12 protein-coding genes are annotated in these 11483 nt (G+C 72.9%); 5 read left to right on the top strand and 7 right to left on the bottom strand.

The genetic code is table 11. The features are described from left to right. The coding region (locus L0B03_RS07990; protein WP_250445286.1) for a glycoside hydrolase family 6 protein at positions 1-613 on the top strand (613 nt) is incomplete at its 5' end. 168 nt (positions 614-781) lie between these two features. Here L0B03_RS07990 and L0B03_RS07985 read toward each other — a convergent pair. Continuing rightward, a complete protein-coding gene (locus L0B03_RS07985; RefSeq protein ID WP_250445285.1) occupies positions 782-1306 on the bottom strand; it encodes a DinB family protein in 525 nt (174 codons plus the stop codon). A 58-nt stretch (positions 1307-1364) separates the two neighbouring features. Here L0B03_RS07985 and L0B03_RS07980 point away from each other — a divergent pair, with 58 nt between their 5' ends. Both L0B03_RS07980 and L0B03_RS07975 read left to right on the top strand, forming a co-directional pair. Then, positions 1365-1955 carry a TetR/AcrR family transcriptional regulator gene (locus L0B03_RS07980; RefSeq protein ID WP_250445284.1) on the top strand — a complete coding sequence of 197 codons (591 nt, stop codon included), beginning with the start codon at positions 1365-1367 and terminating at the stop codon, positions 1953-1955. 72 nt (positions 1956-2027) lie between these two features. Further along, complete coding sequence (locus L0B03_RS07975; RefSeq protein WP_250445283.1) at positions 2028-2543, top strand: CinA family protein; 516 nt, start codon at positions 2028-2030, stop codon at positions 2541-2543. Between the two features lie 22 nt (positions 2544-2565). On the opposite strand, the gene L0B03_RS07970 is transcribed toward L0B03_RS07975, so the two are convergent. Beyond that, complete coding sequence (locus L0B03_RS07970; protein WP_250445282.1) at positions 2566-4566, bottom strand: NHL domain-containing thioredoxin family protein; 2001 nt, start codon at positions 4564-4566, stop codon at positions 2566-2568. Between the two features lie 145 nt (positions 4567-4711). Between L0B03_RS07970 and L0B03_RS07965 the strand changes: the two genes are divergently transcribed. Both L0B03_RS07965 and L0B03_RS07960 read left to right on the top strand, forming a co-directional pair. Beyond that, positions 4712-4969 carry a GlsB/YeaQ/YmgE family stress response membrane protein gene (locus L0B03_RS07965; RefSeq protein WP_250445281.1) on the top strand — a complete coding sequence of 86 codons (258 nt, stop codon included), beginning with the start codon at positions 4712-4714 and terminating at the stop codon, positions 4967-4969. Between the two features lie 231 nt (positions 4970-5200). Further along, on the top strand, positions 5201-5695 hold the full coding sequence (locus tag L0B03_RS07960) for a hypothetical protein (RefSeq protein WP_250445280.1): 495 nt from the start codon (positions 5201-5203) through the stop codon (positions 5693-5695). A gap of 94 nt (positions 5696-5789) precedes the next feature. On the opposite strand, the gene L0B03_RS07955 is transcribed toward L0B03_RS07960, so the two are convergent. The 5 genes from L0B03_RS07955 to doeB2 form a co-directional block, all read right to left on the bottom strand. After that, positions 5790-6035, bottom strand: coding sequence for a hypothetical protein (locus L0B03_RS07955; RefSeq protein ID WP_250445279.1), 246 nt, complete (start codon positions 6033-6035; stop codon positions 5790-5792). A gap of 143 nt (positions 6036-6178) precedes the next feature. Continuing rightward, complete coding sequence (locus tag L0B03_RS07950) at positions 6179-7555, bottom strand: aldehyde dehydrogenase family protein (protein WP_250445278.1); 1377 nt, start codon at positions 7553-7555, stop codon at positions 6179-6181. Then, positions 7552-8763 (bottom strand): ectoine hydrolase, encoded by a 1212-nt coding sequence (doeA, locus tag L0B03_RS07945; protein WP_250445277.1) that lies wholly within the window; start codon positions 8761-8763, stop codon positions 7552-7554. The genes L0B03_RS07950 and doeA overlap by 4 nt, the downstream gene beginning before the upstream one ends. Then, entirely contained in the window at positions 8760-10019 is a 1260-nt protein-coding gene (locus L0B03_RS07940; RefSeq protein WP_250445276.1) for an aspartate aminotransferase family protein, read from the bottom strand. Before L0B03_RS07940 ends, doeA begins: the two co-directional genes overlap by 4 nt. 11 nt (positions 10020-10030) lie before the next feature. Next, a complete protein-coding gene (gene doeB2, locus L0B03_RS07935; RefSeq protein WP_284501538.1) occupies positions 10031-11476 on the bottom strand; it encodes a N(2)-acetyl-L-2,4-diaminobutanoate deacetylase DoeB2 in 1446 nt (481 codons plus the stop codon). Positions 11477-11483 lie beyond the last annotated feature (7 nt).

Genomic DNA, 11483 nt, shown 5'->3' with positions numbered 1-11483 from the left:
CACCCCGGCCCAGTACACGGCGTGGACCCGGGCCGTGGCCGAGGGCCTGGCCGGCGCCCGCGCCGTCGTCGTCGTCGAGCCCGACGCGCTGCTGCACGTGTACCGCTGCGGGGACAGCGAGGCCCGGTTCGACCAGATCCGCGACTCGGCGCGCGCCTACACCGCTGCCGGGGCCGAGGTGTACCTCGACGCCGGGAGCAGCAACAGCTTCAACTGGGGACCGGCGACCCGCGCCGACATCGCCTCGCGCCTCGAGCGTGCCGGGATCCGCGAGGTCGCCGGCTTCGCGACCAACGTCTCGAACTTCCAGACCACCGCCGACGAGCGGGCCTACGGCGACGCGCTCTCCCCCCTGGTGGGCGGGGCCCGCTACGTGATCGACACCTCGCGCAACGGTCAGGGCGGGCTGCGCGACGCCCAGGGCGCGGTGTGGTGCAACCCGCCGGGCCGCGGCCTAGGCACCCCACCGGCCTACGTGGGCTCGGGGCAGCACGTCGCGAACCTGTGGATCAAGACCGTCGGGCTCTCGGACGGCCAGTGCAACGGCGGGCCGCCCGCGGGCCGGTTCTGGGAGGAGTACGCCCTGGGCCTCGCCCTGCGCTCGGCGAGCTAGGCCCTGGGGAGAACCTCCCGCCCGCGCGCCCACCGTTCGGCGCCGCACGCCCCGCGGGATCGGGGTCGATCAGGGTCACTATCCGAACCCGATCGACCCCGCTGTTCGAGAGCCGGGCTCGAGGTCGGTGCGGCTAGATCTCACGGCCCGGCATGGTCCAGGCCGAGATCAGGCGCTCACGTCGTGCAGGTGGTGGACGACGTCGTGCGCGAAGTACTGCCCGAGGGTCTCGACCGTGAAGGCCGAACCGTTGCTGCGCAGGCCGGTGCGGGACCACTGCTCGGGGCCGACGGCGGCGAACCGCTCGGCGAGGTGCTCCCCGGCCGCCACGAGCTCGTCGGCCACGAGGGCCGGGTCCTGCTCGCCGTAGCGGCCCTCGGTCGCGGCCTCGTCCTGGTCCCAGTTGGCGAAGGTCGGCGCGCTCTCGGTGACCATGAGCCGTACCCGCTCGTCGAAGGTCAGGTACACGTCCCGCACGTGGCAGGCGTACTCGAGGACCGACCACACCTCGGGCCGCGGACGCCGGGGCGCGTCGGGGCGGGCGAGGGCCGTGACCCAGCGGGGGCCCCAGCCGCGGACCATGGCCGGCAGGTCGCGTCCCTCGACGGTGGCGGCGTCGAACCCGCACTCGGGGCAGCGCTCACGCAGCACCCAGGTCCAGTCCTTGGTGTCGGGCTCGATGACGTCGCTCATGCCGCGACCCTAGGGGCTCGACGGCGGTCGGCGATGCGCCAGGTGAGAGAATGGGCCCGTGCCGAAGATCATCGGGGGCTCGCTGACCGAGCACCGCGAGCAGACCCGCAACAAGCTCTTCGCTGCGTTGACCGCCCTCATGGCCGACCGCGGCTTCGACGCCATCACCCTGGCGGACATCGCGGGTGCCGCGGGGATCGGCCGTACCGCCGTCTACAACCACTTCCCCGACAAGGAGTCCCTGCTCCTCGCCTTCATCACCCACGAGACCGACCAGTGGGTGGCGTCCCTCGAGCGGGCCCTGAACGGGGTCGAGGACCCGGTCGAGCAGATGCGCGCCTACGTGCGCCAGCAGGCCCAGCTCAAGCGGGTGTTCCACCTGGCCCCCGGCCCCGAGCTGCGGTCGGTGCTGTCCCCCAGCACCCGCGCGCGGCTGCGCGAGCACGCCGAGCCCGTCGAGGAGCTGCTGCGCCGCATCCTGCGGACCGGGATCGCGAACGGCGCCTTCACCGACCAGCCCCTCGAGACGACCGTGGTGCTGGTCAACGCCTGCCTGTCCAGCCGCGGCGTGCCCGACGACGGGCCGGGCCGCGAGGCAGCCATCGCGGCGACCGAGGCCTTCGTCCTACGAGCCCTCGGCGCCACCTGACCCGCCCTCCCCGACCAGGCCTGGCCGTCGCGCGCGGGTGCGAGCCGCCGGTCTGCGGCGCAGGCTGGGAGCATGGCGAAGAACGAGACGATGCGCCGATCGGTCGACGAGAACGCCGAGGCCGCCGAGCACCTGGCGAGCGGGCTGGCCGACGGGCTGGCAGCCCACGGGTGGACGGTCGCGACCGCCGAGTCCCTGACCGGAGGCACCATCGCGAGCGTGCTGTCCGCCGCACCGGAGGCCTCGACGTGGTTCCGCGGGTCGATCGTGGCCTACTCCCCCGAGGTGAAGTTCGGGCTCCTGGGTGTGCCGCGCGGCCCCGTCGTCACCGAGACCTGCGCCACCCGGATGGCCAGTCGCACGGCCGAGCTGCTGGGGGCGGAGGTCTCCGTCGCCGTGACCGGGGTGGGCGGCCCCGAGCCGGACGAGGGCCAGCCTCCGGGCTCGGTGTGGTTCGCCGTCGTCTCCCCGGCAGGGACGCACACCGAGAAGGTCACCTTCGAGGGCGACCCACCCGCCGTGCTCGCAGCGACCAGCGAGCACGCGATCACCCTGCTTCACCGCGTCGCGCGCGGAGAGCTGCCCTGACCCCTGGGCGGCAGAGCTCGGCTCAGCCGTGCAGCGGCAGGCTGAGCTCGGCGGGCCCGCCGTCGACCACGCGGACCGGGACTCCCCAGTCCTGCTGGTTGAGATGGCAGGCGGGGAACTCGATGGCGGGGTCGGCGTCGCAGCTCGCGGCCTGGGCCGTCACGTGCAGCACCCCCTCGGTGATCTCGGGGTTGAGCTGCAGCACCCGCTCGAGCGGGACGTCGTCCCCCGCGCCGTCGAGGAGCAGCTCGGGCGGTGAGGCCGAGACCTGCAGGCGGGTCGAGGGGCCGTAGCGGTCGTCGTACTTCTGCCCCGTGGCCGGGGTGAAGACGACGTCGAGCCGCACCTGCCCTGCGCCGATCTCGGAGACGGGGCGCGCGGTGCGGTGGGCGCCGGCGTCGAGGAGCTCCCCCGCGAGGCGGGCCGGCAGGCGCAGCCGGGTGATGCGGTGGGCGGCGGACTCGACGACGAGCAGGTCGACCGCGCCGTCCTCGTGCACCTCGACCAGCAGGCCCGAGGGCTCCGCGAGGCCCTGCGCCAGCGTGGTGACCTCGCCGGGGCCCTCGCCGTCGGCCGCGGGGGCGTAGCGGCGGACCGCTCCGTTGTAGGTGTCGGCGATCGCGACCGAGCCGTCGGGCAGGACTGCGACCCCGAGCGGGTGCTGGAGCAGGGCCTGGTCGGCGGCGCCGTCGCGGTGGCCGAAGTCGAAGAGCCCGGCCCCGACGGCGGTCCCGATGCGCACGACCTCGGGAGTGGCGTCGAGCCAGCGCAGGGCCGAGACCTCCGAGTCGGCGAGCCACAGGCGCCCGTCGGGCCCGACGGCCAGCCCCGAGGTCTGGGCGAACCACGCCTCGGCGGCCGGGCCGTCCACGAGCCCCTCGTTCATGGTGCCCGCGAGGTGCTCGACCGTCCCGCGCCCGTCGAAGGACCACAGCGTGTGGTTGCCGGCCATCGCCACCACGAAGGCACCCAGCGCGGGCACCCAGCTGACGTCCCACGGGGAGGAGAGCTTCTGCCGACGGGCCGCGGTCGGGGCGTCAGCCTCGGCGTCGGCCTCGGCGTCGACCTCGGGCAGCACGTTGTCCCCCGCCCCGACCATGTACTGCTGGCCGTTGCCCGCGAGGGTCGTGACGAGGCCGTCGCGCAGCCGGACCCCGCGCAGGGCGTGGTTGACCGTGTCGGCGACGAGCACGTCGTACCCGAGCTCGGCGCGCAGCTCCTCGGGGACCAGGCACAGACCGTTGGGCTCGCTGAAGCGGGCGTCCTCGGGCCCCCCGTCGACCAGGCCGCGCTCGCCGGTGCCGATGCGGCGCACGAGGGTCTCGCCGTCGGCCGCGAGCTCGACCAGGCTGTGGTGCCCGGCGTCGGCGACCAGCAGGTTGCCGCCGCGAGGATCGGTGCCGTCCCCCACCCAGCCGTAGCCGTCCGCCTCCGGGAGCCGGATCGCCTTGGCGGGGAAGCGCAGGGTGGTCGACGTCGGCTCGGGGGCCACGTACGGACCGTCACCGCGGTGCAGGGTGCCCTGGGCCTCGTGCTCGGCGACGAGCTCACGGACCAGCACCGAGACGTTGTTCTTGTGCCCCTCGCCGGCCATGTGGGCCACGATGTAGCCCTCGGGGTCGACGACGACGAGGGTCGGCCAGGCCCGGGCGCTGTAGGCGGACCAGGTGGTGAGCTCGGGGTCGTCGAGCACCGGGTGGTGCACCTCGTAGCGGTCCACCGCCGCGGCGAGGGCGACCGGGTCGGCCTCGTGCACGAACTTGGGCGAGTGGACCCCGACGACCACCAGGACGTCGTGGTGCTCGGCCTCGATCTCGCGCAGCTCGTCCAGGACGTGCAGGCAGTTGATGCAGCAGAAGGTCCAGAAGTCGAGCAGCACGATCTTGCCGCGCAGGTCGGCCAGGGAGACGTGCTTGCCGCCGGTGTTGAGCCAGCCGCGGCCGACCAGCTCGGAGGCGCGGACCTTGGGCAGTCGCTCGTGAGGGGTCACACCGGTAGTGAACACGACCGAGGGCCGATCCATGCCGAGGTGTCCGGACGCCGGGCGGCAGCGGTTCGGCGGCCCGTGGCCGACGTGATCGGCGCCACCACCGTCCAGCGCGCGGTGCGCCGGGGACCGTGTGAGCATCCCTCCGGGCGCAGATCGTGCCCCTCATGAAGGAGGAACCATGATCGGTTTCATCGTCGCAGGCCTGATCATCGGGGCCCTCGCTCGGCTCATCAAGCCGGGCAAGCAGAACCTCGGCATCATCGCCACCCTCCTGCTGGGCCTCGTCGGCTCGGTCATCGGAGGCGTGATCGCCAACCTGCTCGGCACCGGTGACATCTTCGAGCTCAACGTCATCGGCTTCATCGTCGCCGTCGTCGCAGCCGTGCTGCTCATCGGCGTCGCCGAGTCCGTCTCGGGCAACCGCAAGCGCTCGTAGTCGCAGGTGGCGGGCGCCCGAGGCGCCCGCCACTGCTCCATACGGGTGAATCCCGCGCGGATCGCTCAAGGTCCGCCGAGGGCAGGCCGATAGACCAGACATACCCCGCTCCACCCCTCAGCCGTGATCCGTTCCTCGGATCGCGGCTGCTGTCGTTCCGGGATCCACGGGCCCACCGCGTACCGTGCAGGGGCGGGCCGCCCCGGGTCCGCCTGGTGGAGGTGAGGATCTGTGCAGGTCACGTTGTCGGTCGAGGAGGCCGTGACGCTCGCGGCCGTGGCGCAGCCGCTCCCACCCTTCGTCTCCGGGGTCCGGGGCGAGGGCGCCCTCGTGCGCGCCGACGTCGACCTGCCCGAGGTGCCCGACGTCTCCGGCCTCGCGCGCCTCGCCCTGCAGGCAGCCGGCACCGTCACCGTCACCGCGCAGCTCATCAGCTACGCGGCGGGGGTCGCGACCCTCGAGGTCTACGCGGAGGCCCGAGGGCTGCCCGCCCACCGGCTGCTCAACCAGCTGACCGGGGTGCTCTCCGAGCGGCTCGCAGCGCAGGGCCTGCCCGACGGCCTCCTCGAGGTCCGCCCCGGACCACGCGCCCCGCTCATCACGGTGCGGGTGCAGGACGCCGTCGCGAGCCGGGTCGACGGCGTGACGCTGACCGGACTGGTCCTGCGCGACGGACAGGTCCACGCCGACCTCGCCCTCAGCCCCCCGGTGCGCCCCCTCCCCTGACCAACCTCGTGTCAGAACGTGGGGATGCCCCAGGTATCCCAGCTTCTGACACGAGAGTGCTGCTGGCGCTGCGCCGGCGAGCCGGGCGCGGGGACTAGAGGAGCACCCCGAGGTACAGGGCGACGAGGGTCATCAGCACCAGCCCGTGGATGAGCCACCGGCCGCCCGCCCCCACGCGCCGAGTGCCCCGCTCGACGCCGGCGAAGGCGGCCGCCGGCAGGAAGACGAGCGCCATGGCGTAGGCCTGGATGGCGACCGGCCAAGGTTCGAGCGAGTCGCTCGGGAGCAGTCGGTCCACGGCCAGGCCGAAGATCACCCAGGTCAGCGCCGCGTAGGGCACGGCGGTGAGCACCTTGGTCGCAACCGTCAGCCCACCCCGCCTCGGCCCTGCACCCACCGTCCGCCCCCTTCCCCTGACCAACCTCGTGTCAGAACCTGAGGGTGCCCCAGGTATCCCAGGTTCTGACACGAGGTTGGGGGGGCTCACGCCTTGGGTCCGACCCACACCTGCTGGGCGTTGACGAACTCGAGGATGCCCTCGCGGCCGAGCTCACGCCCGTAGCCCGAGCGCTTGACGCCGCCGCTGGGCAGGCGCGGGTCGGTCTTGACGATGCCGTTGACGGCGACCTGGCCGGCGACGACCTGCCGGGCGATGGCCTCGCCGCGCTCGGTCGAGGTCCACACGCTCGCACCGAGCCCGTACGGGGTGTCGTTCGCGACGGCGACCGCGGCCTCGGCGGAGTCGACCCGCAGCACGGCGGCCACCGGTCCGAAGGTCTCCTCGACGCAGGCCGTCATCCCGGGGCGCACCTCGGTGAGCAGGGTCACCGGGTAGAAGAACCCGGGCCCCTCGGGCAGCTCGCCACCGAGTCGGCACTCGGCCCCGGCCTCGATCGTCTCGGTGACCTGGCGGTGCAGGTTGGCGCGCAGGTCCTCCCGGGCGATCGGACCGATCTGCGTGCTCTCCTCACGCGGGTCACCGACCACGAGGGCCGCGAGCCGCTCGTGCAGCAGCTCGACGAACTCGTCGTGCACGGACTCCTCGACGATGATCCTCTTGGCCGCGATGCAGGACTGCCCCGCGTTGATGATCCGCATGGTCGCGATGGTCGCGGCGGCGGCCTCGAGGTCGGCGTCCGCCAGGACGATCGCCGGGTCTGAGCCACCGAGCTCGAGCACGTGGGGCTTGATCTCCGAGGCGGCGACGGACGCCACCGCGGCCCCGGCCTTGTCCGAGCCGGTGAAGGAGACGGCCTGGATCCGCGGGTCCCGGATGGCCCCTTCGACGTCGGGGGTCTGCGCGAGCAGGGCCTGCACGAGGCCGGCGGGCGCCCCGACGGACTCGTCGAAGAGGTCGGCGACGGCCTGGGCGCACCGCGGGACGCGCGGGTCGTGCTTGAGCACCCCCGTGTTGCCCGCCATGAGGGTCGGGGCGAGGAACCGGAAGGCCAACCACATCGGCGCGTTCCACGGCAGGATGCCCAGCACCGGCCCGAGCGGCAGGTACTGCACGTAGCTACGGGTCGCGTCGGAGGCGACCTCCTCGGTGGCCAGGTACGTCGCGGCGTGCTCGGCGTAGTGCTCGGCCGCCCACGCGGCCTTCTCGACCTCGGCCCGCGCCTCGGTGATCGGCTTGCCCATCTCCACGGTCATGATCGGGGCCAGCCGCTCACGGTCCTCCCGGAGCCGGCCGGCCACGGCGTGCAGGACGGCGGCCCGTTCCGCGATGGTGCGCCGGCTCCAGGTCCCGAAGGCGTCCTGGGCGCGGCCGATGACCTGCCCGATCTCCTCAGGCCCGGCCGCGGGGACCTCGTGGGCGACCTCGCCGGTCCGCGGGTCGATGACGGTCAGCACACTCATGCTTCCTCCACGGCGTCGACGGCGCTCAGCAAGGGCGCGGCCGCAGCCGGCTTGACGGTGAAGTCCTCGGGCAGGTCGAAGAAGGACGCGCACCCGTCCGCGGTGATCCGGATGGTGTCGGAGGTGCCGACCGTCTTGTCACCGTCGACCCCCCACATCCACGGGATCACGTGGAAGGTCATGCCCTCCTCGAGGACGGTGAAGTCCCCCGGGTTGAGACTGAGGATGTAGCCCTCGTCCCAGCTGGGCGGGAAGGCGATCCCGATCGAGTACCCGGACCGGGTGACCAGGCGGGCGTCGACGTCGTTGTCCGTGATGATGTTCCGGACGATCGAGTCGGCGTCGGAGACGGTGAGCCCCGGGCGCATCTCGGCCTTGAGCTCGCGCAGGGCCATCTTCATGCGCTCCTGGGCCTTCTCCATCGAGGGGCTCAGGTCGTCCAGGACCACGGTGCGCATCATGGCCGTGTGGTACCGCCGGTAGCAGCCGCCCACCTCGAGGAACACGTGCTCTCCGGGCTGGACCTCGCGGCCCTCCCAGGTGGCGTGACCGATCATCGAGCGCGGCCCCGAGGCGACGTAGGGCATGACGGCGGGCGGCTCTCCCCCGGCGCGGAACATGGCGGCGCTGATCGCGGCACCGATGTCGTTCTCGGTCACCCCCGGCTGGGCCGCCTCGAGCCCCGCAGCGATCCCGGCCTGGGTCGCGATCGCCGCCCGGGTCATGATCTCGATCTCGGCGGGGGACTTGCGGCGTCGCCCCTCCTCGACGATGCCGAAGCAGTCGCGCAGGGTGCCGCGCTGGAAGCTCGTGTGGATGCGGTCCTGCTGGTAGGCGGGGAAGAAGTAGCTGTTCCGCTCGTACCCGATGCGCTTGGTCGCGAGGCCGAACTCGGTGAGGGCAGCGATGAGCTGCTGGATCGCGTCGCCGGTGTCCGGGTAGGGCCGGGTGATCTCGACCCAGGTGCGCTCGATGACGTTGGACTCCTCCATCGCACGCGTGATCATGAAGGGCTCGTCCTCGAGCGGGACGACGAGGGCCTGGAAGAACGAGTACCCGGTGGTCTGGTAGTCGGTCAGGTAGATGAGGTTCTCGGGGTCGGTGATGATCACCGCGTCCAGGAGACGGGCCGCCATGCGCCCGCGCAGCTCGGCGATGCGCCGCTCGTACTCCTCGGGCGCGAAGGTCATGTCGTCGCGGTGCCTCATGCCGACACCGCCGCCGCGATGGCCTTCTCGAGCAGGTCGAGGCCCTCGGCGAGGTCGTCCTCGGGGATGGTCAGCGGCGGGATCAGCTTGATCACCTGGCCGTTGGTTCCGCACGGTCCCAGGAGCAGCCCGCTGTGGAAGGCGACGCGCTGCACCTCCTTGGCCAGGGCGCCGTCGTGCAGGTCGAGGCCCTGCATCATGCCGCGGCCGCGGACCTCCCAGCCGTGGCCCGGGTGGGCGGCGGCGATCGCCTCGAGCTTGTCGCGCATGGTGGCGCCCTTGGCCTGGACCTGCGTCATGAGCTCGTCGTCGGTGAAGTAGTCCAGGGCCACGGCCCCCGCCACGAAGGACAGGCCCTGACCACGGAAGGTGCCGGTGTGCGCGCCCGGGGACCAGTGCGCGTCGACGTCGGGCTTGTTGAGGTTCATCGCGATGGGCGTCCCGAACCCGCCGAGCCCCTTGGCGAGGGTGATGATGTCCGGGTCCAGGCCCATGCCGTCGAAGCTGAAGTAGGAGCCGGTGCGCCCGCAGGCAGCCTGGATGTCGTCGATGATGAACAGCGCGCCGACGTCCTTGGCGAGGGCCTGGATGGCGTGCAGCCACTCGGCGCTCGCCACGTTGACCCCGCCCTCGGCCTGCAGCGGCTCGACGAGGAAGGCGGCCGGGGGCTTCTGCCCGCTCGACGGGTCGCTGATCGCCTCGCGGTACGCCTCGAGCCCGGCGATGCCGCCGCCCGGGGAGCTCTCGTTGGGCAGCCGCACGACGTTCTCGAGGGGCACCCCGGCCCACTTGCGGAAGGCGTCGTTCGCGGTCGCGGCGAGGGAGCCGAGGGTCATGCCGTGGAAGCCGTGGCTGAAGGCGACGACGTCGCTGCGCCCCGTGGCCAGGCGGGCCAGCTTGAGGGCGGCCTCGACGGCGTTGGTGCCGGTCGGGCCCATGAACTGCATCTTGTAGTCCATGCCGCGCGGCTCGAGGATCACGTCGTGGAAGCGCTGGATGAAGTCGCGCTTGGTGGTGGTGTAGGTGTCGAGGCTGTGCGCGACACCGTCCCCTTCGAGGAAGGCGATCATCGCCCGCTTCATGCGCTCGTTGTTGTGGCCGAAGTTCAGCACGCCGGCCCCGGCGAAGAAGTCGATGTACGACGTGCCGTCCTCGTCGACCTGGCGGGCGTTCGACGCCGTGGCGAAGACCGTCGGGTACGCGCGGCAGTACCCGCGGACCTCGGACTCCCACTGCTCGAAGGGGGTCATGTCCATGCGTGCTCCTTCTAGGACGGTGTCGCGGCCTGCTCGGTGGCCTGGACGGCGGATGGGGTGCGGGGAGGCGGCGCGGGGGCGCCGGCCAGCTGGACGTACACGCGGGCGACCCGCTCGAGCAGGTCGTCGTTGAAGTCGTAGCGCGGGCTGTGGCAGGACTCGTCGTGGCCCGCGCCGTCACCCCCGCCCACCAGGGCGAAGGCCCCAGGCACCTCGTCCAGGTAGTAGCTGAAGTCCTCCGACGCCATGACCGGCACGGGGGTGCGGGCGCTGTGCCAGGCCTCCCCCAGCTCGGCGGCCAGGGCGGCGCGCAGCTCGGTGGCGGGCGCGGGGGCGTTGACGGTCGCCCCGTAGCGCGGGGTCGGGGTGGTGACGGCCTGGACCCCGTACGCGGCGGCCGTCGCGCTGGCGATCTCGGCGATGAGGGCGAAGACCTCGGCCCGCTGCGCGGTGTCGCCGATCCGGATGCTCCCCGAGACGACGGCGTGCTCGGGGGTCACGGTGGGTGCGCCGGCCCGCGCGTCGATCGAGGTCACAGCGACGACGGCGGCCTGGTTCGGCGGCAGGCGGCGCGCGACGACCTGCTGCAGGGCGAGGGTGATCGCCGAGGCCGCGAGCACCGGGTCACGCGTGGCCTCGGGCTGGCTGGCGTGCCCACCCTGGCCGGTGATCTCGATGACGAACGTGCCGTTGGCGGACATCACCGGACCGTCGGGGCACACGGCCTGGCCGTAGGGGATGGCCGGCCAGTTGTGCCAGCCGAAGACGACGTCGACCGGGCGCGGGGCGAGGTGACCGTCCAGGGCGCCGTCCTCGATCATGCCGCGAGCGCCGTGCCCGCCCTCCTCGGCGGGCTGGAGGAGCAGGGTGACCGGTCCGGGGAGCTCGTCCTCGTGGGCCTGGAGCCACGCGGCGGCGGTGAGGAGGGTGGCCATGTGCCCGTCGTGACCGCAGGCGTGCATCACGCCCTCGTGCAGCGAGGACCACTCCGCGCCGGTGGTCTCCTGGACGGGCATGCCGTCGAGGTCCGCGCGGAGGGCGATGTGCCGACCGGGGGCTGTCGGGGCGAGGGTCGCGAGGGTGCCGGTGCCGGCGCAGGGGCGGTACGGGATGTTCAGCCGGTGCAGCTCGGCGCGCACGGTCTCGGCGGTCCCGTGCTCCTGCCAGGCGACTTCCGGGCGCCGGTGCAGGTCGCGGCGCAGTGCCACACCCGCATCCACCAAGGTGGACCAGCCAACCCGCACCCAACCTCCTCCTCGGAAAGCAGACGCGACCGTCGACGTGAAGCCGTCATCGGTCGCGTGGCCATCCGGTGGTCCTGGACAGTGCGCTGACCGTAACCCGCCGAGCGCTCCCGGGTCGATACCCCAGCCCGACCAGATCTCCGGCCCGGCCGCACCACCGCGACCCCCGGCGCCCGCGCGCTCCCGCCCGCGCCCGCAGCCGCCAGGCCCCATGCCCCCC

This window comes from Actinotalea sp. C106 (assembly GCF_023630195.1).
Taxonomy (GTDB): Bacteria; Actinomycetota; Actinomycetes; order Actinomycetales; family Cellulomonadaceae; genus Actinotalea.
Note: the sequence above shows the minus strand (reverse complement) of the source record. Positions and strands in the feature narration are given on the sequence as shown.